This window comes from Mesorhizobium sp. M1307 (assembly GCF_040318155.1).
GTDB lineage: Bacteria > Pseudomonadota > Alphaproteobacteria > Rhizobiales > Rhizobiaceae > Mesorhizobium.
Genome location: NZ_JAMYLR010000007.1, coordinates 37,790 through 62,333, shown reverse-complemented (window position 1 = coordinate 62,333; position 24,544 = coordinate 37,790). Strand labels below are relative to the sequence as shown.

The 24,544-nt window shown below is 62.3% G+C and carries 24 protein-coding genes; 13 read left to right on the top strand and 11 right to left on the bottom strand.

The genetic code is table 11. The features are described 5' to 3' along the window. Position 1 precedes the first annotated feature (1 nt). From NKH16_RS11210 to NKH16_RS11190, 5 genes are all read right to left on the bottom strand, one after another. On the bottom strand, positions 2-1,534 hold the full coding sequence (locus NKH16_RS11210) for a sugar ABC transporter ATP-binding protein (protein WP_352899315.1): 1,533 nt from the start codon (positions 1,532-1,534) through the stop codon (positions 2-4). After that, complete coding sequence (locus NKH16_RS11205) at positions 1,524-2,507, bottom strand: ABC transporter permease (RefSeq protein WP_352899313.1); 984 nt, start codon at positions 2,505-2,507, stop codon at positions 1,524-1,526. Before NKH16_RS11205 ends, NKH16_RS11210 begins: the two co-directional genes overlap by 11 nt. A 141-nt stretch (positions 2,508-2,648) precedes the next feature. Next, positions 2,649-3,680 (bottom strand): sugar ABC transporter substrate-binding protein, encoded by a 1,032-nt coding sequence (locus tag NKH16_RS11200; protein WP_352899312.1) that lies wholly within the window; start codon positions 3,678-3,680, stop codon positions 2,649-2,651. Positions 3,681-3,703: 23 nt separating this feature from the next. After that, positions 3,704-4,555 (bottom strand): IclR family transcriptional regulator, encoded by an 852-nt coding sequence (locus NKH16_RS11195; RefSeq protein WP_352744835.1) that lies wholly within the window; start codon positions 4,553-4,555, stop codon positions 3,704-3,706. Then, complete coding sequence (locus tag NKH16_RS11190) at positions 4,555-5,697, bottom strand: extracellular solute-binding protein (protein WP_352899310.1); 1,143 nt, start codon at positions 5,695-5,697, stop codon at positions 4,555-4,557. Before NKH16_RS11190 ends, NKH16_RS11195 begins: the two co-directional genes overlap by 1 nt. 613 nt (positions 5,698-6,310) lie before the next feature. Between NKH16_RS11190 and cyoA the strand changes: the two genes are divergently transcribed. Genes cyoA through cyoD form a run of 4 tightly spaced genes read left to right on the top strand, consistent with a single transcriptional unit; the run spans position 6,311 to position 10,315 of the window. Beyond that, complete coding sequence (cyoA, locus tag NKH16_RS11185) at positions 6,311-7,234, top strand: ubiquinol oxidase subunit II (RefSeq protein ID WP_352455886.1); 924 nt, start codon at positions 6,311-6,313, stop codon at positions 7,232-7,234. A gap of 2 nt (positions 7,235-7,236) precedes the next feature. After that, positions 7,237-9,243 (top strand): cytochrome o ubiquinol oxidase subunit I, encoded by a 2,007-nt coding sequence (gene cyoB / locus NKH16_RS11180; RefSeq protein WP_023677047.1) that lies wholly within the window; start codon positions 7,237-7,239, stop codon positions 9,241-9,243. Further along, the gene (gene cyoC, locus NKH16_RS11175) at positions 9,240-9,890 is read left to right on the top strand and encodes a cytochrome o ubiquinol oxidase subunit III (protein ID WP_352744839.1); all 651 of its coding nucleotides are present in this window, start codon (positions 9,240-9,242) and stop codon (positions 9,888-9,890) included. The genes cyoB and cyoC overlap by 4 nt, the downstream gene beginning before the upstream one ends. Further along, complete coding sequence (gene cyoD / locus NKH16_RS11170) at positions 9,887-10,315, top strand: cytochrome o ubiquinol oxidase subunit IV (RefSeq protein ID WP_352744842.1); 429 nt, start codon at positions 9,887-9,889, stop codon at positions 10,313-10,315. The genes cyoC and cyoD overlap by 4 nt, the downstream gene beginning before the upstream one ends. A 178-nt stretch (positions 10,316-10,493) precedes the next feature. Here cyoD and NKH16_RS11165 read toward each other — a convergent pair whose 3' ends face one another. Further along, positions 10,494-10,961: a YbhB/YbcL family Raf kinase inhibitor-like protein gene (locus NKH16_RS11165; RefSeq protein ID WP_352744844.1), complete on the bottom strand. Its 468-nt coding sequence runs from the start codon at positions 10,959-10,961 to the stop codon at positions 10,494-10,496. Positions 10,962-11,141: 180 nt separating this feature from the next. Here NKH16_RS11165 and NKH16_RS11160 point away from each other — a divergent pair, with 180 nt between their 5' ends. The 3 genes from NKH16_RS11160 (at position 11,142) to NKH16_RS11150 (ending at position 13,018) form a co-directional block, all read left to right on the top strand. Next, positions 11,142-12,323 carry a DUF3182 family protein gene (locus NKH16_RS11160; protein ID WP_352899305.1) on the top strand — a complete coding sequence of 394 codons (1,182 nt, stop codon included), beginning with the start codon at positions 11,142-11,144 and terminating at the stop codon, positions 12,321-12,323. A 90-nt stretch (positions 12,324-12,413) separates the two neighbouring features. Next, the gene (locus tag NKH16_RS11155) at positions 12,414-12,785 is read left to right on the top strand and encodes a SpoIIAA family protein (protein ID WP_023677052.1); all 372 of its coding nucleotides are present in this window, start codon (positions 12,414-12,416) and stop codon (positions 12,783-12,785) included. Positions 12,786-12,802: 17 nt separating this feature from the next. After that, positions 12,803-13,018: a hypothetical protein gene (locus tag NKH16_RS11150; RefSeq protein WP_352449539.1), complete on the top strand. Its 216-nt coding sequence runs from the start codon at positions 12,803-12,805 to the stop codon at positions 13,016-13,018. Positions 13,019-13,057: 39 nt separating this feature from the next. Here NKH16_RS11150 and NKH16_RS11145 read toward each other — a convergent pair whose 3' ends face one another. Then, positions 13,058-13,381: a hypothetical protein gene (locus NKH16_RS11145; protein ID WP_352449540.1), complete on the bottom strand. Its 324-nt coding sequence runs from the start codon at positions 13,379-13,381 to the stop codon at positions 13,058-13,060. 200 nt (positions 13,382-13,581) lie between these two features. After that, a complete protein-coding gene (locus NKH16_RS11140; RefSeq protein ID WP_352449541.1) occupies positions 13,582-14,019 on the bottom strand; it encodes an Lrp/AsnC family transcriptional regulator in 438 nt (145 codons plus the stop codon). A 129-nt stretch (positions 14,020-14,148) separates the two neighbouring features. On the opposite strand from NKH16_RS11140, the gene rocF reads away from it, so the two are divergent. Together rocF and ocd are read left to right on the top strand one after the other, a co-directional pair. Further along, positions 14,149-15,069, top strand: a complete 921-nt coding sequence (gene rocF / locus NKH16_RS11135; RefSeq protein WP_352449542.1) for an arginase — start codon at positions 14,149-14,151, stop codon at positions 15,067-15,069. A gap of 3 nt (positions 15,070-15,072) precedes the next feature. Beyond that, positions 15,073-16,140, top strand: coding sequence for an ornithine cyclodeaminase (gene ocd / locus NKH16_RS11130; RefSeq protein ID WP_352571844.1), 1,068 nt, complete (start codon positions 15,073-15,075; stop codon positions 16,138-16,140). 16 nt (positions 16,141-16,156) lie between these two features. Here ocd and NKH16_RS11125 read toward each other — a convergent pair whose 3' ends face one another. Beyond that, complete coding sequence (locus tag NKH16_RS11125) at positions 16,157-16,318, bottom strand: hypothetical protein (RefSeq protein WP_352449544.1); 162 nt, start codon at positions 16,316-16,318, stop codon at positions 16,157-16,159. 271 nt (positions 16,319-16,589) lie between these two features. Between NKH16_RS11125 and NKH16_RS11120 the strand changes: the two genes are divergently transcribed. From NKH16_RS11120 to NKH16_RS11105, 4 genes are all read left to right on the top strand, one after another. Beyond that, positions 16,590-18,539, top strand: a complete 1,950-nt coding sequence (locus tag NKH16_RS11120) for a PrkA family serine protein kinase (protein ID WP_352449545.1) — start codon at positions 16,590-16,592, stop codon at positions 18,537-18,539. 19 nt (positions 18,540-18,558) lie between these two features. Further along, positions 18,559-19,881 carry a YeaH/YhbH family protein gene (locus NKH16_RS11115; protein WP_352449546.1) on the top strand — a complete coding sequence of 441 codons (1,323 nt, stop codon included), beginning with the start codon at positions 18,559-18,561 and terminating at the stop codon, positions 19,879-19,881. Next, a complete protein-coding gene (locus NKH16_RS11110) occupies positions 19,881-21,419 on the top strand; it encodes a SpoVR family protein (protein WP_352899300.1) in 1,539 nt (512 codons plus the stop codon). Before NKH16_RS11115 ends, NKH16_RS11110 begins: the two co-directional genes overlap by 1 nt. 104 nt (positions 21,420-21,523) lie before the next feature. Beyond that, positions 21,524-22,012, top strand: coding sequence for a DUF1772 domain-containing protein (locus NKH16_RS11105; RefSeq protein ID WP_352899297.1), 489 nt, complete (start codon positions 21,524-21,526; stop codon positions 22,010-22,012). 112 nt (positions 22,013-22,124) lie between these two features. On the opposite strand, the gene NKH16_RS11100 is transcribed toward NKH16_RS11105, so the two are convergent. Both NKH16_RS11100 and NKH16_RS11095 read right to left on the bottom strand, forming a co-directional pair. Next, positions 22,125-22,370 carry a hypothetical protein gene (locus tag NKH16_RS11100; RefSeq protein WP_023720508.1) on the bottom strand — a complete coding sequence of 82 codons (246 nt, stop codon included), beginning with the start codon at positions 22,368-22,370 and terminating at the stop codon, positions 22,125-22,127. A 48-nt stretch (positions 22,371-22,418) separates the two neighbouring features. Beyond that, complete coding sequence (locus tag NKH16_RS11095) at positions 22,419-24,419, bottom strand: protein-L-isoaspartate(D-aspartate) O-methyltransferase (protein ID WP_352899294.1); 2,001 nt, start codon at positions 24,417-24,419, stop codon at positions 22,419-22,421. Between the last annotated feature and the right edge of the window lie 125 nt (positions 24,420-24,544).

The window sequence follows — 24,544 nt, the reverse complement described above, 5'->3', positions numbered from 1 at the left end:
CTTAGCCGATTGCCGCATTGAGGATGTTCTCCTGCGTGGCCTCGTCGCGAGGCATGATCGCGGTGAGGCGGCCTTCGCACATCACCGCGATGCGGTCGGCAAGCCCCAGCAGCTCGGGCATTTCGGACGTCATCATGACGACCGCCAGGCCTTCGCCGGCGAGCCGGTCGATGAGCGCAAAAATCTCCGACTTGGCGCCGACGTCGATGCCGCGGGTCGGCTCGTCGACGACGATCACCTTCAGGCCTCGCATCAGCCAGCGCGAGATCAGCACTTTCTGCTGATTGCCGCCGGACAGGTTCTTGACCTGCTGGAACAGGCTGGGCGTCCGGATGCGGAAACGGTCGACATAGTCCTGCACCGCCTTGCGTTCGCTGACCTTGTCGACGAAGCCCATTCTGGCGAAGGCGCCGAGTGAGGCGAGGCTGGCATTCTGGTAGACCGGCAACTCGCCCATCAGCCCCTCGCTCTTGCGCTCCTCGGTGAGCAGGCCGATGCCGAGCCGGACGCCGGTGTGCGTTTCGTGCGGCAGCAGCCGGCTGCCATCGACCGAAATGGCGCCGGACGTGATCGGGTCGTAGCCGACGATGGCCTTGGCGAGCTCGGTTCGGCCCGCTCCCATCAAGCCGAAGAAGCCGAGGACCTCGCCGGCATGCGCCTCGAACGACACATCCTTCAGCTTCTTGGCGGTGCTGAGCCCTTCAACGGAAAGCGCGACCTTGCTGCCCGGCGCGCCGCGCTTGCGCGGGAACAGGTTTTCGATGCGCCGGCCGATCATGTCCTGGATCAGCGTGTCGTTGGTGTGTTGGCCGATCGGCCTGGTCGAGACGTGGCGGCCGTCGCGCAGCACGGTCACGGTGTCGGCGATCTCGAAGACCTCATCGAGCTTGTGGCTGACATAGAGCACCGCGATGCCCAGCGCGGCCAGCCGGCGGATGACGGTGAACAGCAGCGAGACCTCGTTAGGCGTCAGCGAGGAGGTCGGCTCGTCCATCACCACGACGCGGGCCTCATGGGCGAGTGCGCGGGCGATCTCGACCATCTGCTGCTGGCTGACCGGCAGCGATCCCGTGCGCGCCGCCGGGTCGACGTTGAAGCCGATACGCTTGAACAGAGCGGCCGCATCGGCACGGATCTTCTTCCAGTCGATCGAGCCGCCTTTGCCGGTCGGATAGCCTTCGAGGAAGATGTTTTCGGCGACGCTGAATTCGGCGATCAGCGCGATCTCCTGGAACACCACCTTGATGCCCTCTTTCAGGCTATCGCGCGGCGACTTGATGTCGGCCTCGCGGCCGCGCAGGCGGATGGTGCCGGCATCCTTGCCGTAGACCCCGGCCATGATCTTGATCAGCGTCGACTTGCCGGCGCCGTTCTCGCCCATCAGGGCATGGATTTTGCCGGGTTCCAAGGTCAGATCGACATTGTCCAGCGCCACCACGCCGGGAAAACGCTTGCCGATGCCGCGCATCTCCAGCGCCGGCACGCTTTTGTCGACAGCCACGGTTTCGCCGGGGTGAAGGAAATCAACCGACATTGGCTCTGTTCCGCACGATGTCGAGATAGGTCGCCAGGATGATGACGATGCCGGGCACCACCGTCTGCAGGTCCTGGTTCCAGCCGAGGATGATGATGCCGTTGTCGATGACCTTCAGCACGAGCACTCCAAGCAACGTGCCGAGCAGCGAGCCGCGGCCGCCAAGCAGGCTGGTGCCGCCGAGGATGACGGCGGCAATCACCGTCAGCTCGAAGCCGCGGCCGGCGGTCGGCTGGCCGGCATTCATCAGCGACGACAGGATCATGCCGGCGACGCCGACGCACAGGCCGGTGACGACGAAGGCGAACAGCTTCAGCCGTTGCGAGCGCACGCCGGAGAGGCGGACCGCTCGCTCATTGGCGCCGACCGCGTACAGATAGCGACCGAGCGTGGTGAAGCGCAGCGTTGCCGCGGCCAGCGCGAAAATCAGCGCGGCAACGACCACGGGCAGCGGGATCGGGCCGATATAACCAGCGCCGAGATCGGTGAAGCCGGCAAGCCGGTGATGGTTCTGCACCGCCTCGCGGGTGAACAGATAGACGCCGCCCTGCAGCATCATCATGGTGCCGATCGTGGCGATCAGCGAGTTCACCTTGAGCCTGGTGACGACGAGGCCGTTGAAAAGGCCGACCGCGCCTGAAAAGGCGAGCGCCGCCAGAAGCCCGAGCGTCAGGCTGTGCGTTGAATTGAGCACGGCCATGCCGATGCAGCCGACAAAAGCCAGCGATGCACCGACCGACAGGTCGACTTCCGCAGTGATGATCAGCATCGTCATGCCGGAGGCAACGATCAGCACCAGCGCGCATTGGCGCAGGATGGCGATGATGTTGGCCTCGGAATAGAATTGCGGCGCGGCAATCGAGATGGCGATGCAGAGCACGGCCAGGATCACGCCGAGCACCAGCTGGCTGCTGCCCAGCAGCTGGCCGCCGATGAAACGCCTTGGCGCAGATGATTGCGTAAGCTCGCTCATGTCCATTTCATTTCCGGGCCCGTATCGGTGCCGTCGCCATCTGGAAACTGCCGGCCAAAACAGGACGGTTGCCCTGTTTTGCCGTTCGGCATATCCGATCCGATGCCCTTCCCGCCGCGCGGGAAGGGCTAGCCGGAATCCTTACTTCTTCAGATCGGCGGAAGTTTTCATGCATTTTTCCGGTGGCTGAAGCGCATTGACGGCATCCCATTTGATTTTGCGTGTGGTGCCATCGTAGTCGTAGAACTTGTTCCAGTCGTCGCCGTTCATCGGCGCGGTCGGGCTGACGATGTGCTCCGGCACCTCTTCGCCGTTGAAGAGCTTAACCGCTGCATCGATGGCGGTGTAGCCTTCCTTTTCCGGGAACATCGCGGCCTCGATGCGGTAGGACGGCTCGTTCTGCATCGCATTGATGAAGGCGAGGCCTTCGCCGCCGGTGCCGACAGTCAACAGGCCGTCCTGCGACTTGCCGGCCGCTTTCCAGGCCTGAAGGCCGCCGAGCGAAGAGGAATCGTTGATGCCGTAGATGATGTTGATGTCGGCGTTCTTGGCAAGAGCCGCCGAAGAGACTTCGAGCGCGCGATCGGGATTGCCGCCGCCGTCGAGGTCGTGGACCATGACCGCGTCGGGGATGATGGTCTTGAGGCCATCCATGAAACCCTGCGACCGCAGCACGGTGGCGGACAGCAGCGGCAGGCCGACATTCATCACCTTGGCTTTGCCTTCGAGCTTTTCCTTGGCGTATTTGCCGGCTTCGACGCCGGCGGTGTAGCCGGTGTCGTAGTCGCAGATCGCGACCATTGTGGTCATGCCCTTGACCGGATTGCCTTCGAGCACGACCGGAACATTGTTGGATTTCGCCTGGCGCAGCAGCGGCACGACGCCTTCCTCGTTGACGGGCGTGATGATCAGGACGTCGACGCCCTTGGCCATGAAATCTTCGGCGGCGGAGACCTCCTTGGCAACGTCCAGATTGGCGTCCTGCACCTCGAGCTCGATACCGAGTTCCTTGGCGCGGGACTGCATGCCCTTGATGACGTTCTGATACCACTCATGCGTGGCGTAGTTGGTGACGTAGCCGATGCGCTTCGGCACGTTTTCGGCGTGTGCCGCGGCGGCGCTCAGAGCAAGCACCGCCGCCGAGGCAAACAGCATCGATTTGGACCAGTTCATGTTTCTTCTCCCTGTATTTCTTGTCAGTTGCTGAACGGATAGTCCCGCCGTTCCGGGTCGGCACGTGAAGAGGCGGCAGCTTCGCCCGCGCCCAGCGCCGCCGATATCGTCTCGGCCGCCGCCTTCGTCCGCTCGAAGACGGTGCTGCGATCGAAGCGGGCGGCCTTTTGCGGCAGGAAGGGGACGGTGAGCGCGGCAATGACGGCGCCGGTATGGTCGCGCACCGGCATCGAGATGTTGGTGCAGCCCTCGACAGCCAGCGAGGCGCGCATTTCATAGCCGAGCCTTGCGACCTCGTTCAGCCGCGCTTCGATTTCCGCCCGGCTGCCTTGGCCTTCGCCTGCGGCGACGATCCGTTCGACGATGCGGTCAAGCTCGGCGCGGCTCGAATGCGCCAGCAGCACCGCGCCGGAGCTCGTTTCGAGGATCGGGAAATGCGAGCCAAGGGCAACCGAATAACGCATCGGCAAAGGCGAATCGATCTGCAGCACGACCAGTGCGCTCTCGCCTTCGCGCACGACCAGATGGCAGCTCTGGTCGGCATTGGCGGCGAGGCCGCGCATCACCGGCAGCGCACATTCGACCAGGCGGTTTACCGGCGGATGCATATGCGCCAGCTCGAACAGCTTCAGCGACAGGCGGAAGCGGTCCGATTGCGTCCGGAAAATGTAGCCGCGCTTCTCCAGCAACAGCAGGATGCGGTAGATCTCGTGAATGGAGCGCCCCATTCCGGTGGCGATCTCGGTTTGGGTCAGCGGCTCGCCGCTGGCAGCCATGAATTCCAGTATGTCGAGCGCCTTCTCCACCGCCGGCACCCGATAGCCGTTGCGGCCGCTTTCGCCTTCGTCGACGATCTGGGCAATATCGGCGGCCATTACGCGACGCTCCGTTGCGGCTGGCCATCCCTGGTCTCGCGATAGAGCCGGTTCAGCCGGTCCGCGAGCTCGGCCGCCTGCAATTCGCCGGCGATCGCCGCCGCGGCATGAGGGGCGCATTGCCGGAAGAAGCTGATGAAGCCCGGATGGGTCGGGCGCAGATAGGAGGCTTCGATCGTCGCCAGCGTCGAGGCGAAGAAGCCGCCCGAGAGAGCGTTGACCACGGTATCCTGCCACGCCGCCAGCGACCCCGGCTGTCCGCCGGATTTCACATAGTCGCCTCGCTGATAGCCGGGCGAGCACAGAAACAGCGCGTAGTCGATGGCGGCTTGCTTGTGTTGCGATTGGGCGCTGACGCCGATGCCGGCGCCGCCGAGCAAGGCGCCGGCGGATCGCGGCGTCGGCACGTCGGCGAAGCGCAGATGCGGCCTGTCTGCCTTAGAGGCGTAGTTCACATAGCCGAAGGCGAACGGCACGTAGACCACGTCGTCATGCGCGATCATGTGATCGTAGCAACGGATCGGGTTCCATTTCGGCGAGTTCGGATGCGACAGCGCCGCAAGCTGGCGCAATTGCCCGACGGCCCGCTCGATTTTTTCCCCGGCGATGAACTCGTCGCCGTCTTCCCGGGGCTCACCCAGCGTCAAAAGCAGGCACATGGCGTCAGTCGGCACCAACGGCAGCCCAAGCCATTTGCCGTCCTTCAAGGCGCGCCGGCCGAGCTCCAGCACCTCGTCATGGCTGCGCGGCAGCGGTCCGTAGCGCTCCAGGAGATCGGGGCGATACGAGGCAACCTGACAGGCAGCATCGATCGGCAACGCCCATTGAAGCCCGTCCCTTGCGTAGGATTGCCAGGATGCGCCAACCGAATCCCGTTCGAAGCCGCGGCGCTGCTCGGCCGACAAATCGAACGGCACCATCAGCCCGCCTTCGGCAATATCGCCGATGAACGGATGGTCGAACACGACAAGATCATAGGCGCCGAGCACCGGACCAAGCGCGCCCTCGCCGAATTCGTAGAGGCTGCGGCGGTCCCATTCGATCTCAAGACCGGGATTGGCGGCACAATACGGCCCGATGCTGGCGTCGAGCGGACCCCAGCAGCGTCGGTGATCCCACGCGAGACCGCGCAGTCTTGTCATGCCCGAAATTCCTCCCAGAGGCGGCCATGCGCCGGCCCAGCCGATTAGTAGCAACTATTTTCACCTAGACAAGTAGTTTTTACATACGCAAAGCCAGTCCTCGCTTCCGTTTGGCGAGAAAGCCGCCCAACCATCCTTGGTGCGCATCGCGTTGCCGCCGGCCTGCAACCAAAGGCTGCGATGGATCTGGCTTTTGGGGAACTTTCGCGACGAACATTCGTTCGGTTGGCGCAGCCATCTGGAGCAGCATCACTGGAATCAGCAGCCACGTCGCAGGGAGCGGACTAAATGGACCAACCGTGGGCGCGGCCATGAACCGGTTTACCGCCTTGGCATTCGCCACGCTTCTGGCGATAACTTCGATCTGGGTCCTGTTCCTGGTTTCTTAAGATTTGGCTCTGGTTTTTCAAGATTTGGCGCTGGTTTGTTAGGATTTGGAGGGGTTCTCGACAGGTCGACCGCTTAACGACAACATCCACGGCATGCGGTTCTGCCAGCCGGAGCCGCGTGCGTGAAGAAACTGTCGCCAGGAGCACACCGGCACGCACATTCGGGGTTGGCAGCCACGCTGCCTGCAACGTTCCAATCAGTTTTCAGGAAACGGCGAGATCTCATGCTGCTGAGGGTGATCGTTCGAAACTGTGCCGCCATCCGTCTTGGCTGCCTCGGCGCGACGATCTTGCTGGTCGGGCTGCTTGCCGGCTGCCAGGGCGGCGTGCTCGATCCGCAAGGGCCGGTGGGGGCGGCGCAGCGGACGATCCTGCTCAATTCGGTTGCTATCATGCTGGCCATCGTCATCCCGACGATCGTGGCGACGCTCGGCTTTGCCTGGTGGTTCCGGGAAACCAACACAAGAGCGTGGTACCTGCCGGAATGGGCCTATTCCGGACGCATCGAACTGGTGGTCTGGTCGATCCCCATCCTCGTCATCCTGTTTCTGAGCGGCATCATCTGGATCGGGTCGCATGACCTCGATCCAATGAAGCCGCTGGATTCGCAGCAAAAGCCGCTTGAGGTGCAGGTCGTCTCGCTCGACTGGAAATGGCTGTTCATCTACCCCGAGCAGAATGTCGCGAGCATCAACCAGCTCGTGGTGCCGGCGGGCAGGCCGGTGCATTTCTCGCTTACCTCGGCAAGCGTCATGAACGCGTTCTTCGTGCCTCAGCTTGGCGGCATGATCTATACGATGAATGGCATGACGACGCAGCTTCACCTGCAGGCGGATCAGCCGGGCGAATTTTATGGGCGGTCGGCCCATTTCAGCGGTGACGGTTTTCCAGGCATGCAATTCGTGCTGCATGCAGTCGCAGCGGATGCCTTCGACGCGTTCGTCAATTCGGCGCGAAGCCAGGGACAGGCACTCGACAAGGCCAGCTACCAGGAACTAGCCAGACAGAGCCTGGACGTGCCGGCTTCGACCTATCGCTCGGTCGAGCCGGACCTTTTTCATGAAATCGCGACGCAGGGCGTTCCGCCCGCGCCCGGCCCCCAGGCCGGTCGCCCCGGGCCGAGCGTATCGCCCAAGGCAGGAGGCTGACAATGCTCGGAAAATTGAGCTGGGACGTCATTCCGTTCGATCAGCCTCTGCCTATGATCGCCTCGGCGGTCGTCGCCCTGGCAATCCTCGGCGTGCTGGCCTGGGTCTTTCTGGCCGGCCATTTCCCCTATCTGTGGCGCGAATGGATCACCAGCGTCGATCACAAGCGGATCGGCGTGATGTACACGCTGCTGGCGCTGCTGATGCTGCTGCGCGGCTTCAGCGACGCCGTCATGATGCGGTCCCAGCAAGCCCTCGCCTTCCAGGCGCCCGGCTATCTGCCGCCCGATCACTTCAACCAGGTCTTTTCCGCCCACGGCACCATCATGATCTTTTTCGGGGCGATGCCGTTCGTCATCGGCCTGATGAACCTGGTCGTGCCGCTGCAGCTCGGCGTCCGCGACGTTGCCTTTCCAACGCTCAACTCGGTGAGCTTCTGGCTCACCGCCACCGGTGCGCTGCTGGTCAACATCTCGCTGGTGATCGGCGAATTCGCCCGTACCGGATGGCTGCCCTATCCGCCGCTCAGCGAGACCGCCTACTCACCGGGCGTCGGCGTCGACTATTATCTGTGGGCGGTGCAGATATCGGGCGTCGGAACGCTGCTCACCGGGATCAATTTCGTCACCACGATCCTGAAGATGCGGGCGCCCGGCATGAGTTACCTGCGCATGTCGATGTTCTGCTGGACCTCACTCGCCGCCAGCCTGCTCATCGTCGCCGCCTTCCCGATCCTCACCGCCACGCTCGCGATGCTGACGCTCGACCGCTATTTCGGCTTTCATTTCTTCACCAATGAAGCCGGCGGCAACATGCTGATGTTCGTGAACCTGATCTGGGCCTGGGGCCATCCCGAGGTCTATATCCTCGTCCTGCCGGCGTTCGGCATCTTCTCGGAGGTCATCTCCACCTTCTCCAGCAAGCCGCTGTTCGGCTACCGCTCGATGGTGGCCGCGACGCTCTTCATCTGCATCGTCTCCTTCATGGTGTGGCTGCACCACTTCTTCACCATGGGCGCCGGGGCCGACGTCAACGCCGCGTTCGGCATCGCCACCAGCATCATTGCTGTCGGTACCGGCGTGAAGATCTACAACTGGATGTTCACCATGTACGGCGGCCGCATCCGCTTCGCGACGCCAATGCTGTGGTCGCTGGGCTTTATGGTGACGTTCGTCATCGGCGGCATGACGGGCGTGTTGCTGGCCGTGCCGCCGGCCGATTTCCTGCTTCACAACAGCCTGTTCCTGGTGGCGCATTTCCACAACGTCATTATCGGCGGTGTGCTGTTCGGCGCCTTCGCGGGATATACCTACTGGTTTCCCAAGGCATTCGGTTTCCGGCTGCACGAGGGCTGGGGCAAGCTGGCCTTCTGGCTGACGCTGATCGGCTTCTACGTCACTTTCGTGCCGCTCTACGCTGTTGGCCTGCTCGGCATGACCCGCCGAATGCAGCATTTCGACGTGTCGGCATGGTATCCCTGGGTGCTGGCTGCCGGCGTCGGCATGTTAATCACTACCGCCGGCGTGGTCGCGCAGATCGTACAGCTCGTCGTCAGCATCCGGCAGCGCGCGGCGCTTCGCGACGCCACCGGAGATCCCTGGGACGGCCGCTCGCTGGAATGGGCCACGCCCTCGCCGCCGCCGGTCTTCAACTTCGCCGCGCTTCCGCATGTCGAGGGCGAAGAGCCCTACTGGAGCATCAAGCAGCGGGCACGCGAGCAAAACCGGCTGCGCGACGAGCCTGACTACGAGCCGATCGAGATGCCGCGCAACAGTCCCACCGGGTTCATCTGCGCCTTCTTTGCGACCGTAATGGGTTTTGCCCTCATCTGGCACATCTGGTGGATGGTGGCGCTCGGCGCGCTCGGTGCTTTGGCCACCTTCGTCGTATTCGCGTGGCGCGACATCCCCGAATACGTGATTCCTGCCGCCGAAGTCGCCCGGATCGACCGCGCCAACCGAAGTGCCCGCCGCGAGGCGCTGGTTACCTACACAGGGCCAAGGCCATGACCGCGATCGACGTTCGAGAGCGTGACCCTTACCGCCTCCATGGCGGGCACGGCCATGCACCCGGCCACGGCGACGGCGGCCCGGCACCGATCCGGATCGTCGTGGGCTACGGCTTCTGGATCTTCCTTCTGAGCGACATCGTGATGTTCTCGGCCTTCTTCGCGGCCTATGCCGTGCTGGCGGGCAAGACGGCGGGCGGACCAAGCGGAGCCGAGCTGTTCGACCTGCGCAACGTCGCGATCGAGACGGCCGCTTTGCTGTTGTCGAGCTTCACCTGCGGTCTCGCCAGCCTCGCCGTGACAGCGCGGCGAAGCTCCTGGTTCTATGTCGCGATGGCTGTCACCTTCGTGCTCGGCGCCAGCTTCATCCTGCTCGAGTTGCGCGAGTTCGCGCATATGGTTGCCAGCGGTGCCGGACCGACGCGCAGCGCTTTCCTGTCGGCGTTCTTCACGCTGGTTGGATGCCATGGCCTTCACGTCACGGCGGGGCTGCTGTGGCTGCTCACGATGATGGCGCAGATCTTCGCCAAGGGATTCCGCGACAATATTCTTCGGCGTTTCATGTGCTTCAGCCTGTTCTGGCACGCCCTCGACATCATCTGGGTCGCCCTGTTCACGGTGGTCTATCTCCTGGGAGCAAGTCGATGAGCAATGCGGACGATCGCCACGCGCAACGGCGCGACACCGATGGGCTGGAGCGCTACGACATCGATACGGCGCCGGGTGACGAATACCTCGGCGACACCGAGGTCGGATCCGGGCTACGCGGCTATGTGATCGGCCTCGGGCTGGCAACGCTGCTGACCATCGCCTCGTTCTGGTTGCTGGGAACCAACCTGATATGGGCACCCGGCATTCCGGTGGCGCTGATTGTGCTGGCGATCGCCCAGATGGGCGTGCATCTCGTCTTCTTCCTGCACATCACGACGGGGCCGGACAACACCAACAACGCTCTAGCGCTTGCCTTCGGCGTGCTGATCGTAGTTCTGGTGATTGGCGGCTCGATCTGGATCATGGCCAACCTCGACCACAATTTGATGCCGATGAACGCGATCATGAACATGAACCGCTGATGCATGTCGCGCAAAAGCATGCCCTCGGGCTTGACCCGAGGATGTGCAGCGGTTTTGTGATAACGACATGCGTAAAAACAAGAATCTAAAGCGCGTCGCATGAGGCCGATCGAACGCGACGCGCTTTAGCGATTATTCCGGCCATTCGCCGCAGTTCATGCGACAGCGAGCTCCGGTCTCAAGCCCGTTCGAATGTGCCGACGAGCTCGGCCTCTCCCACGACGTGCGGCGCGGCCTGTTTCAGCACGTCTTCGACGGCAGCCTTCTCGCCGAGACGCAGCGTCTCGACGTCGAGCGCAAGAAGCCGGAAATGGTAATGGTGGAGCCCATGCCCAGGCGGCGGCTGGGGACCGTCATAATGAGGATTGCCGAAATCATTGACGCCGTGTCCGAGGCTCTCGGTCTTGGCGCCGGCGGTCGTGCCTTCGGGAAGAAAGTTGCGCTGTGCGTCGATGTCGTAGACCGCCCAATGACGGAACATGCCTGAAGGGGCGTCGGGGTCCTCTACGGCCAGGACGAAGCTTTTGGTTCCTTGCGGCGCGTCCGTCCACTCCAATGGCGGCGAGACGTTGCCGCCATCGCGGGAATAGCGCGGCGGTATTTTTTCGCCATCGGCAAAGGCAGAGCTTTTGAGCGTGAAAGCCATGTCTCCATCTCCCTGTCTGAGATTCCCTCATAAACAGCTACGAGCCGCCGATGTTCCGGTCGCCGCCCCGGTCAAACCACGGTCAAACCGGATTGCCGGCCGTTGGCCGGAACATTCGCCGAGGAAGCGGGTTTTTCGGTTCGGACGCATCGCCGCGGAATGGCGGCAAGAGGCTCGGCAATGGACGAAGGGCGCGACATGACCGGGCTAAGCGGTATGCAATCAAGCGGGGCAAAAGGTGTTGTGATCGCGTTCTCCGTGCCGGGCGGCGAGACAATCTATACCCACGAGCGGGAAACCGTCGCTGCCGTTGCGCGCACGATTGCGGCGTTGAAGGGCTTTGCCTTCCGCCAGGGCCTGCGTGGCGGCGGCGGTGACAGTGGCCGACTGTATTTCGTGCCGGACGACAGCCTGCTTGCCGTCGATGCGCTCCAACTGGGCATAAACGGGCCGGAGGACCTCTTCGGTGGTGTGGTGCCCTGGCGCCTCGCAACCACCAAGGCCATAACCCACGAGCTGGTGGACGGGTCGGCGGCACGGCCAAAAGAATGGCCAGCCGGCTTCGGCAGAGCCGTCGGCGCTGCCGTACTGCCCGGCTATACCGCATTTTCACGCGATGACGCGCTGCGCGCAGCGGAACGTCTGCTGCAGCTAGGGCTGGTCCGGTTCAAGCCACCGCGCGCTTCGCGGGGCCGCGACCAGCACACCGCCGCGACCGTTGCCGACATCGAAAGGCTGCTGGAACGATATCCATCCTCCGACCTGAGGGAATACGGCCTTGTTCTCGAAACGGAGCTTCGCGACATCGTCACGCTGAGCATTGGCAGAACGGCGATCGACGGAACATCGGTCGCCTATTACGGCGTGCAGCGAATGACGGCCGACAATGCCGGACAGCCCGTTTACGGCGGATCCGATCTGGTCGTCGTGCGCGGCGGATGGGAGGCGCTGGACGGGCTGCAGCTTTCTCCGGCGCTAAGTTTGGCTGTGGCGCAGGCGAGGATCTACGACGCCGCGATGGATGGCTATTCCGGATTCTTTGCCTCACGGCGCAACTACGACATCGGCCAAGGTGTCGATTCCTCGGGCATCTGGCGATCGGGAGTGCTGGAAGCCAGCTGGCGGATCGGCGGCAGCAGCACGGCCGAGCTTGCGGCAATGGAGGCCATGACGCGTGACCCCGACGTGCAGATCGTGCATGTCTCCGCCGTCAAGCAGTTCGGCAACACCGCGCAGCTGCCGCTGAATGCAGTAATCCACTTCGACGGAGAGGACCCTGAGGAGGGCCAAATCAGGCGTTACACCGTCGTCACCCAGGCGATCCGAGGGCCGATCGGGGAAGCCGGCCGATCGTCATTTTAGGTCGAAGTGAAACACGCCTTTGGCAGGGAACATCCGCGAATGGCCCGAGTTTGTTTCAGGCAGCCAGCCAGTCAGAAACCGGAGGAAAAAATGATCGAGATGATTTCCGCTCCCCAGAACGTCGCCGCCTTTCGTGTCACCGGCACTGTGACGGCGGACGACTACGACAGAGTCATCCCGGCAATCGAAGCGAAACTGAGCGACCATAAGGACATCGGCGTCCTGACCGATCTTACTGATTTCGAGGACATGACGGCTGGCGCCTTGCGGCGCGACCTGCAGTATGGGCTGAGCAAACTTGGCGAGCTCCACCGCTTCAAACGTGCCGCCGTGATTTCCGACAAGCAATGGATCAAGGCAGCTACGGAAATGACAGACGCGCTGTTTCCGCAAATCGAGGCGCGGGTGTTCCCGGAGGACGAAAAAGCCCAGGCCCTGAAATGGGTGGCAGGCGTACAATAGCGGTGTTGGGGAGTGCCATGCCGTTCGACAAACGACAGGATTCAGAAGGCCTCTGGGAGGTCTATGACAGCGAGAGCGGCGAAGCCGTCGTGGTCGGCGGGTTGCCGCTTTCCGGTCTCGACGAAAGCGAAGCCGATGAAGCGATCGAAAAGCTCAATCGGGGCGATCTGACGTCGGACAACATCCCCGAGACGGTTCGGTCAGGGTGGCCTCCGACCAAGGACGGTTTGTGATGACAGCCTGACGGACGTCACCGAGGACCGGTCGCGGATCTACGACGAGGCCTTGACCCCGAGCTTGCGGGCTTTGTCCTCAAAGTCGTCGCGAATATCCTCGATCGTCGGCAGATGCAGGCGCCGCAGTTGGGCGTGCAACTTTTTGGCGGCATCTGAGCTCAGGTCGCGCTTGAAATTGGTCGCGACCTCCTCGGCCGAGCCGTAATGGCGATAGCGCTCGATCTCGGTCTTCGTGGCTTGCTGGACGTGCTCGAGCGTCTTGCGCTCGGCATCGGATTTTCCGTCCGGTTTGGCCCGCATGACCGGATTGAAGGCTTTGCTGATAACGAATTCGACGAGTTCCTGCTGGGCGTGAGCCATGATTGTTCTCCCTCGAAGCTGTCCGAGCCTAGAACGGTTCATCGGGGGAAACGCTGAACCGATCTCTCTTGTTTTGACGCAATTCCGAACGGAAAACCGTTTCACACTTTTCCCGGAATTGCTCTAACCGCGGCGGCAATTGAAGGTTCCGTGGCTTCGGATTTCGTTATCGCTACAGGTCCAAGGCGGTTCCTCGAAGGTCACAGCCGCGCCTTGGTGGTGCGCGGCGTTGCCAGGAGCAGGCTTGTTTCGCTGCCGGTAATTCCGGGGATCAGGCGGATACGTCTCAGCACCGCGTCGAACTCGCTCAGGGTCTGGGTTCCGAGTTCTATCACCAGGTCCCACCGGCCATTGGTGGTGTGGATGGTCGAGACCTCGGAGAAGCCGCCCAGCGCCCGAATGACGCGATCGGCGGCGTGGCCTTCGATCTCGATCATCATGATGCCACGCACGCGCTGATCGACCGCGTCGGCGCGCAGAATGACGGTGTAGCCGACGATGACGCCGTCTCTTTCAAGCCGCTCGATCCGGGACCTTACCGTTGCCCGGGAGACACCCAGGCTAACGGCAAGGTCGGAAATGCTGCGCCGGGCGTCGTGCCGCAAAGAGGTGATGATCTGCTCGTCGAGGCGGTCCATGATTGCTCACAACGGAAGTAGATGCTGCCGCTATGGTAAGGCACTTCGACAAATTTGCCAATTTGACATGTTCATTCTGCCAGCGATGCCGGCTTCAATAAAGGCATCGTAATTGGCGGGGTATGACAAATGCATTGCACGATCGTTGGGGCGCCGATCCAGGCCGGCTCAGGCCGCATGGGCTGCGAGATGGGGCCGAGTGCGCTGCGCACGGCCGGCCTGGCCGGCGCACTGACCGAGCTCGGCCATACGTTGACCGACCTCGGAACGATCGTCCCTGCCGACATGCGTCCTGTCGTACACGGCAACGCGGCGGTGAAGGCGCTGCCGGAAATTGCGGCCTGGACGGCGGCAATCAGCGAAACGGCCTATGCCGCGAGCGCCGATGCGATGCCGATCTTTCTCGGCGGCGACCACAGCATTTCGGCCGGCACGCTCGCCGGCATTGCCCGCCGGGCGGCGAATGCCGGCCGGCCGCTCTTCGTGCTGTGGCTCGATGCGCACCCCGATTTTCATACGCTCGACACGACGACCAGCGGCAATTTGCATGGTGTGCCGCTCGCCTATGCCAGCGGGCAGCCCGGCTTCGAGGGCTATTTCCCCCGCCTTGCAGCGCAGGTGGAGCCGGCTCGCATATGCGCGCTGGGGATCCGCAGCGTGGACCTGGCGGAAAGGGATGCATTGCGCAGAGCCGGCGTGACGGTCCACGACATGCGTTCGATCGACGAGCACGGCATCGCGCAACTGCTTCGCGCCTTTCTCGAACGGGTGAGCGCCGCCAACGGCATGCTCCATGTCAGTCTCGACGTCGATTTTCTCGACCCGTCGATCGCCCCGGCGGTGGGCACCACCGTTCCCGGCGGCGCCACCTTCCGCGAGGCGCATCTGGCGATGGAAATGCTGCATGACAGCGGCCTCGTCAGCAGTCTCGACCTGGTCGAGCTCAACCCTTTTCTTGACGAGCGCGGCCGCACCGCCACGCTTTTGGTCGACCTGACCGCAAGCCTGATGGGCCGGCGGATCATGGATCGCCCGACGAGGGGGTTCTAAGCCATGACCGTCAATTTGAACATCGTTCCATTCGTCAGCGTCGACCGCATGATGAAGCTGGTGCTTGCCATCGGCATCGAGCGTTTTCTGGTCGAACTCGCCGCCTATATCGAAGAGGATTTCAGGCGTTGGGAGCTGTTCGACAAGACGCCGCGCGTCGCCTCGCACAGCATTGACGGCGTCATCGAGCTGATGCCGACCAGCGACGGGCAGCTTTACGGCTTCAAATATGTCAACGGGCATCCGAAGAACACGCGTGACGGCCGTCAGACCGTGACCGCTTTCGGCGTGCTTGCCGATGTAGGCAACGGCTATCCGATGCTGCTTTCGGAAATGACCATCCTGACCGCCCTGCGAACGGCGGCCAGCTCGGCGGTTGCCGCGAAATACCTCGCTCCCAAGGCCGCCCGGTGCATGGCGATCATCGGCAATGGCGCGCAATCGGAATTCCAGGCGATTGCGTTCAAGGCGCTGCTTGGCGTCGACAGGCTGCGCCTCTACGATATCGACCCGGCGGCCTCGACCAAATGCATGAAGAACCTTGCCGGCATGGGTTTCGACATCAAGCTCTGCGCGTCGGCGCAGGAGGCCGTCGAAGGTGCAGAGATCATCACCACGGTGACCGCCGACAAGCGGTCGGCAACAATCCTGACCGACAACATGGTCGGGTCCGGCGTGCACATCAACGCGGTCGGCGGCGACTGCCCGGGCAAGACCGAGCTGCATCGCGACATTCTGCTGCGCTCGAATATTTTCGTCGAGTATCCGCCGCAGACGCGCATCGAAGGCGAGAGCCAGCAGCTCGATGCGGACCATCCGATCACCGAATTGTGGCAGGTGATGACAGGAAAGGCAGCAGGCCGGACGGACGCCGGACAGATCACGCTGTTTGATTCCGTCGGCTTTGCGATCGAGGATTTTTCCGCGCTGCGCTACGTCCGCGATCAGCTTCAGCGGACCGGCCTTTACGAGGAACTAGACCTTCTGGCCGATCCCGATGAACCGCGTGACCTGTTCGGCATGCTGCTGCGCGCCGAAAAAGTGGCCGGGCTGGCGGTTGCCGGCAGCTGAGCTGCGATCCTGTCGGTCAGTCCTTCTTTTCCTGGTACAGGCGCTCGGTGGCGCGGTCGCTTTCCCTGCGCTCCGCCGGGCTGCGACGACGCTGGGTGAGCAGGGCGTAGGCGATCAGGATTGCCAGCAGCAGTGGACCGCCTGCAACAACGAGCAACCACAAACTAGTCTCAAACATCGAACCGTCTCCTTTCCTTCACAACCGGGAAGGACCAGAACCGTTCCTCCGTCTTATCGGAGGTCGCCCGCACGGCGTGGCGCGATTCAGGATTTAATGCTTCGAGCGGGGCGTTCCACGCCTTGTCTGCACTCAGGATGCCCTTATCTAGAGTCTTATCATTCGGTCACAGGCACTCTCTGCAAAGTGAAGGGAACCACAAGGGCTTTCCGACATTTGGTTGTTCAAGAGACAAACGTGCAGCCACACCGGCTCCGGGGCTAGGAATACCATGCGTGAGAATCAATCCGACGTCTTCGATCTGTTTTCCGAGGTTTACAAGAATGCGGCGCAGGAGGAGATAAGCCTCCAGCAATATCTGCTTGCCTGCCGCGAGGACAAGTCGATGTACGCCTCGGCGCCCGAGCGGATGGTCGAGGCGATTGGCGAGCCGACCTTTGTCGATACCAGCAAGGACGAGCGGCTTGGCCGTATTTTTTCGAACCGGACGATCAAGATCTATCCGACCTTCGCCGACTTTTACGGTATGGAGGATACGATCGAGCGTATCGCCGGTTATTTCCGCTATGCCTCGCAAGGGCTCGAGGAACGCAAGCAGATACTCTATCTCCTCGGCCCGGTCGGCGGCGGCAAGTCCTCGCTTGCGGAGCAGCTGAAAAGGCTGATGGAGCAGCGTCCGATCTATACGCTGAAGGTCGGCGGCCAGGTCAGCCCAGTGTTCGAATCGCCGCTCGGGCTGTTCGACCCCGATCGCATGGGCGACCTTTTGGAGGACAAATACGGCATCGCCCGGCGGCGACTGAACGGCCTGATCTCGCCCTGGGCGGCCAAGCGCCTCGACGAATTGTCCGGCGACATCTCCAAATTCAGCGTCGTCAAGCTGATGCCGTCCAGGCTTCGCCAGATCGGCATCGCCAAGACCGAGCCGGGCGATGAGAACAACCAGGACGTTTCGGCCCTGGTCGGCAAGGTCGACATCAGGCAGCTGGAAAACTTCAGCCAGTCCGATCCGGATGCCTATTCCTATAGCGGCGGGCTGAACCGGACCACGCAAGGACTGCTCGAATTCGTCGAGATGTTCAAGGCGCCGATCAAGGTGCTGCATCCGCTGCTGACCGCGACCCAGGAAGGCAGCTACAACGGCACCGAGAATTTCGGCGCTTTCCCCTATCAGGGCATCATCGTTGCCCATTCCAACGAATCGGAATGGCTGCAGTTCAAGAACAACAAGAACAACGAGGCGTTCCTCGACCGTATCCTGGTGGTCAAGGTGCCGTATTGCCTGCGGGTCACCGAAGAGCGGCAGATCTACGAGAAGCTGTTGCGCGAAAGCGAATTGGCTAACAGCCCCTGCGCTCCGGAAGTGCTCGATATCCTCAGCCGGTTCACCGTTTCGACCCGCCTGGCCGAACACGACAATTCGCCGCTCTACACCAAGATGCGCGTCTATGACGGCGAGAACCTCAAGGAAACCGATCCCAAGGCGAAGTCGGTCCAGGAGTACCGAAACGCGGCCGGTGTCGATGAAGGCATGACCGGCGTCAGCACCCGCTTCGCCTTCAAGATCCTGTCGCAGACCTTCAACTACGACACCGAAGAGGTGGCCGCCGATCCGGTGCATCTGATGTACATCCTGGAAGAGGCGATCAAGCGCGAGCAGTTCCCGAAGGAAACAGAGGCGGACTATCTCGATTTCATAAAGTCCGAGCTGGCGACCCGTTATGCCGAGTTCATCGGCCACGAGATCCAGAAGGCTTATCTGGAATCCTATAGCGAATACGGCCAGAACCTGTTCGACCGCTACATCGCCTATGCCGATGCCTGGATCGAGGATCAGGACTACAAGGATACCGATACCGGCCAGATCCTCAATCGCGAGGTTCTGGACAACGAACTGTCGCAGGTCGAAAAGCCGGCCGGCATCGCCAATCCCAAGGACTTCCGCAACGAAGTGGTGAAGTTCACGCTGCGCGCGCGGGCCAGAAACCACGGCCGCAACCCATCATGGACAAGCTACGAAAAGCTGCGCGAAGTCATCGAGAAGCGGATGTTCGGGCAGGTCGAAGATCTGCTGCCGGTGATCAGCTTCGGCTCCAAGCAGGACAGCGTGACGGAGAAGCGGCATACCGAATTCGTGCAGCGGATGATCCAGCGCGGTTACACCGAGCGCCAGGTCCGCCGGCTGGTGGACTGGTACATGCGGGTGAACAAGGCGGGTTGAAGCCAGCCCGGGGTAACATATGCCGATCTTCATCGATCGCCGACTGAACCCGAAGGACAAAAGCCTCGGCAACCGGCAGCGTTTCCTGCGGCGGGCGCGCGAAGAGTTGAAGCGCACCATCCGCGATCAGATCCGCACCGGCAAGATCGCCGACGTGGACGCCGAGCATGCCGTTTCGATGCCGGCGCGAGGCACCGGCGAGCCGAGCTTCAAGGATGCCCGGAACAGCGGCAGCCGCCAGCACGTCCTGCCCGGCAACAAGCATTTTGCCCCAGGCGACCGGCTGCCTAAACCCGGCCAGGGCGGCGGCATGGGATCCGCCCCGGGGAGAACCGAATCGGAGGACGATTTCCGTTTCGTGCTGTCGCGCGAGGAGGTGCTCGACCTCTTTTTCGAAGACCTCGAACTGCCTGATATGGTCAAGCTCAACCTCAAGGAGATCCTCGCCTTCAAGCCGCGCCGGGCCGGCTTCGCCGCGACCGGCTCGCCGACCAACATCAATGTCGGGCGCACGATGCGCAACAGCCATGGCCGCCGCATAGCGCTCAGGCGTCCCAAGCAGGAGGCGGTCGATGCTGTCGCGCAGGAGATCGCGACGCTGGAGGCGAAGCCGCAAAACGCCGAGATGCGGCAGCGCATCGTGGCGCTGCAGGAAGAGCTTGAGCGGCTGGAGCGCCGCCGCAAGCGGATCGCCTTTGTCGATCCGGTCGATATCCGCTTCAACCGCTTCGACGCCCAGCCGGTGCCGAACGCCAATGCGGTGATGTTCTGCCTGATGGACGTGTCCGGTTCGATGGGCGAACGCGAGAAAGATCTGGCCAAGCGCTTCTTCGTGCTGCTGCACCTGTTCCTGAAACGGCGCTATGACCGCACCGAGGTCGTCTTCATTCGCCACACGCACGAGGCGCAGGAGGTGGACGAGGAAACCTTCTTCTACAACACTCAGAGCGGCGGCACGGTGGTTTCCACGGCGCTCGAGGAGATGCACCGCATCGTCGAGCAACGCTATCCCAGCCGCGAATGGAACATCTATGTCGCCCAGGCCTCGGACGGCGACAATTTCGTCACCGATTCCGAGCGCTGCATCACCCTTCTCGACGAACAGATCATGCGGCTTTGCCAGTATTTTGCTTATGTCGAGATCCTCGACGAGCGCGAGAGCCACATCTTCGGCGCCACCGACAACGGCACGTCGCTGTGGCGTGCCTACAGTGCGGTCAAGCTGAGGTGGTCGAACTTCCAGATGAGCCGCATCGCCACGGCGGCCGACATCTACCCGGTTTTCCGCCAGCTCTTCGCCAGACAGCCGGGTTATCAAAAGAGCGCTGAAAGAGGGGGCTGATGGCGAGCAAATCCGGGTTGCTGTTTTCCGGTTCCGACTGGGATTTCAGGACGCTGTCGCGTGCCTACGAGACCATCGAGGCGGTCGCCACGGAAGAGCTCCACCTCGACGTCTATCCGGTGCAGATGGAGATCATCTCGTCCGAACAGATGCTCGACGCCTATTCCTCTGTCGGCATGCCGCTGATGTACCGGCACTGGTCGTTCGGCAAGCACTACCTCTACCAGGAATTGCTCTATCGCAAAGGCGGACGGGGGCTGGCCTATGAACTCGTCATCAATTCCAATCCCTGCATCGTCTATCTGATGGAGGAAAACACCATGGCTCTGCAGGCCCTGGTGACGGCGCACGCGGCACTCGGCCATAACCATTTCTTCAAGAACAATTATCTGTTCCAGCAGTGGACGGATGCCAGCGCCATCCTCAGCTATCTCGACTTCGCCAAGGGCTACATTGCCCGCTGCGAGGAGCGGCATGGCGTCGATGCGGTGGAAGAGATCCTCGATGCCGCACATGCGCTGATGGAACAGGGCGTGTTCAGATATCACCGGCCGCCGAAACTGTCGTCGGAAAAGCAGCGCGAGGGCGTTCGCGAGCGCCTGGAATACGAGGAGCGTTCCTACAATGACCTATGGCGCACGCTGCCGCCTTCGAAGGACGGCACCAAGCCCCGCGAGACGGATACAATGGCGGAGCGCAAGAAATCGCTCAAGCTGCCCGAGGAAAACCTGCTTTATTTCCTTGAGAAGAACAGCCTGATCCTGGAACCCTGGCAGCGTGAGGTCATCCGGATCGTCCGCGTCATCGCGCAGTATTTCTATCCGCAGCGCCAAACGCAGGTGATGAACGAGGGCTGCGCCACCTTCGTGCATTACACGCTGATGAACCTTTTGTTCGACCGCGGCCTGATCGGCGAAGGCGCCATGCTGGAAGTGCTGCGCAACCATTCGAACGTGATCTTCCAGCCGGGCTTCGACGATCCGCGCTTTTCCGGCATCAACCCTTACGCGCTGGGCCTCGACATGATGCAGGATATCCAGCGCATCTCGACCGCGCCGACCGCCGAGGACCGCGACTGGTTTCCCGATATCGCCGGCAATGGCGACTGGCGCCAGACCCTGCTGGACGCCTGGGCCAACCATCGCGACGAGTCCTTCATCCGCCAGTATCTGAGCCCTACCCTGATCCGGAAATGGCGGTTCTTTGTGCTTGCCGATGCGGCCAACGATCCGCACTACGAAGTCGCCTCGATACACAATGAGCGCGGCTACGAGAGCATCCGCGCCGCACTCGCCCACAGCTACGACATCGGCGCCAGCCGGCCGGACATCCAGGTGGTGGACGTGGACCTGCTCGGCGATCGGCATCTGCGCCTGCAGCATAAGGTCAACGACGGCATAGTGCTGGAAGGCGGCAGCCGCGACGCCACGCTGCGCCATATCCGCAAGCTCTGGGGCTACGAGGTCAGCATGGCCGCGGTCGACGCGCAGACCGGCGCCACAGTCCACGAACGGTCGACCAGCCAGATCGGGGAATGACCGAACCGGACTTGCCGGCGAAGTCGGGTGTCGTTGCCTTTTCCGGATCACCAACCACCCTAAGTACGCGCGCGCCACGAGGGCATCATTCAGGGAGCAGGAGCATGCGCGCATTGATGATCGCCACCCTTCTTCTGGTCGCCGTCTCGATGGCGCTCTCGCTCGCGCACGCACTGGAATTGCCCGGCAAGTTGCGCCTCAAGGAGGCCACCTACAAATCAGTGCAGGCGATCTACTATCCCGGCTTCACGATCGGCGGCTTTGCCGAGATCGGCGGCATCATTGCCCTCGCCATCCTGCTCTACCTGACGCCTTATCCAAGCGCCCGATTCTGGTGGACCTTGGCGGCGCTCGCCTTCCTGCTGGCGGAACATGCGACCTATTGGTTGATCACGCATCCCGTCAATAATTTCTGGGTGCAAGACGTTACCATGCCGCAATCAGCCGTGACGTTTTTTTCAATGTGTCGAAAGCAGACCGGCGACTGGAGAGACTTGCGCAACGTCTGGGAGGCTTCGCATGTCGCCAGGGCAGGCCTGGCGATGCTGAGCCTCGTCTCAATTGCTATCGCCGCGACATTTTTTGCTGAATAGCGCCAGGGATCAAGACGGCCCTCGTCCGCCAACTTGCCGCCACGAACGCTGCATCCGTCAGATCAGGGAACGGAACCGGCGTACTATCTTAACGTCAAGCGATCCTGCCGTTTCAGCGGTCGGCGCGATGCTTGTTGTGGGCGCTTTCCTGGTGCTCGCCGCGAATTATGTTGCGGTCGTCGGGATCGGCAATGTCCTTCGGGTCCGATCTGAGCTCGGCACCGCGCCGGAACGCCTCGCGCTCTTGCCTGGTCTTTTTCAAATCCGCTTCCGCGTCGAAATCCTTGCCGGCGTTTTTCGTGTTCTCGCGCTCTTCGATAATGCGCAATTGCTGCTCATGAGTCTTTTTTCCGGCCATCGGTGACCTCCTTCTTTTGATTTTCCGCTTTCCCAGGGTCCAAATTCGCTACAGCCCGAAAGGATAGGTCTCGGGAAGGCCTGTCCCCGCATGTTCCGGCCCAAGCGGCGTCACGGCACTGGTTTCATCGAACCAGACGAAAGCATCGAACTGGCGGGCGAGCGAGGCGTCCGCATAATGGCTGTGGAGCTCGGTTTCGGGCCGGTAGATGACGCCGATAAAGCGTTCCAGCCGGCGCTCCAGAAGCCGTTCGCGCAGCGTGTCGTCGCGCTCGAAATCGAGCAGGAAAGGCGAGACGCCGCTGTCGTGGCAAAGCCGCTCATAGCTGTCGTTGTGGGAAGGCCGAACCGGTTTCACTTCCATGTCGCCGTCCCAGTCGGTGGCGGCGGCCACCGTCCCGGAATGCGTACTGAGCCCGATCAAGGCAACCTCGTCGCCAAAACGCTGGCGGCAGAGCTGGCCGATGTTCACTTCGTCCCTGACGATCCCCATCTCGGTGTAGCGGGCATCGCCGATATGGGAATTATGTGCCCACACCACCGCCTTGGCGTTCGGGCCGCGGGCCTGCAGCAGGTGGTCCAGCGTTTCGAACATATGGGTGTCGCGCAGGTTCCAGGATTGCGCGCCGCCGTAATACATGGTGCGGTAATAGCGCTCGGCGGAGGCGACCAGGCGGGCGTTCTGGGTGGCGTCGAGGAAATCGATGCCGTCCTGCTGCGCGTAGTCGAGCTCTCTGGAAAGCAGTTCCCGGCATTGCTCGAGCACGGCCTTCTCGCATTTCTGGTAGCCGGAGGTGAGTGCGACACGGCCATAGGTGGCCGGGTCGTTCTGCCACGGCGTCAAGCAGCCGTAGCGTTCGCGTGCGATCCTTGCGGCCTGTGGGTCGACCCGATCGAGATATTGCAGGACCGCCGCAATCGATCCACCCATATTGTAGATGTCGAGGCCATAGAACCCGGCCCGCCGGGAAGATAGCCTGATCCGCTCATTATGCTCTCGCATCCAGTCGACGAACACCGCGACATCGGTGTTGCGCCACATCCAGGTGGGAAAGCGCTGGAACGGCGGATCTGCGCCGGGCCGTGGCGGCCGATGGCGGACGTAGCGGTCGATCGCCGCGGCATCGGGCCAGTCGGCTTCGACCGCGACGATGGTGAAGCCATGCTTCTCGATCAGCGTGCGAGTGATCGCCGCGCGCGCACGATAGAACTCCGATGTGCCGTGGCTGGCTTCGCCGAGCAAGACGACGCGGCGGTCGGCAAACCGGTCGAACAGCGCACCGAAGGCCGGATCGTCGAAATCCGGAAGCGGTTCGGCGGCGGCCGCTATCATCTGCGGCAAGCTGCTCCTGCGCTGATGCCGGTGCGGAAGATCGGCCGCTATTTGGCTGTCGCTGCCTGGCTCGCCCCAGCCTTGCTCGCCGATCAGCGGAACAAACCGCACGCCGCCGAAATCCTCCTCGGTGTAGGTTGCGGCGCCGGTGCGGGTGACCTTGAGCAGGCGCTGCGAGTCGAATTCATCGCCGACCGGGATGACAAGCCGGCCAGCGACGTCGAGCTGTTCCTGCAGGGCGAGCGGCGCGCCGGGGCCGGCGGCCGCAACCAGGATCGCATCGAAGGGTGCCGCCTCGGGCCAGCCCTTGGTGCCGTCGCCGGTGCGGACTTCGATATTGTCGTAGCCAAGCTTTTTGAACCGCTGCCTTGCCGTTTCAGCCAACGCGGCGTGGCGCTCGATCGTGTAGACGCGTTCGACGATCCGGCTCATTACGGCAGCCGCATAGCCCGAGCCGGTGCCGACCTCTAGGACGTGGTCGCCGGCTCCGATCTCCGCCATTTCGATCATGAATGCAACGATATAGGGCTGCGATATCGTCTGACATTCGGCGATCGGCAGCGGCCCGTCCTCATAGGCGAATTCTTCGAAACCAGGCTCGACGAAAGCCTCGCGCGGGACCTCGCGCATCGCCTGAAGGACATTGCGGTCGCGAATGCCACGGCGGCTCAAGTGGATGTCGACCATTTGGTTGCGGGCATGGGAGAGATCGAGCATCTTTTTGCTCCTCCTATGGGCCTCCGCTACAATCGCCCAAGCTGCTCAACGCCACCTCGGCCGGCTCGTATCTCAGGGCCTCGGCAGTCCCTTTGGATTCAAGCAATGCGGTGCATCTCCCTAAC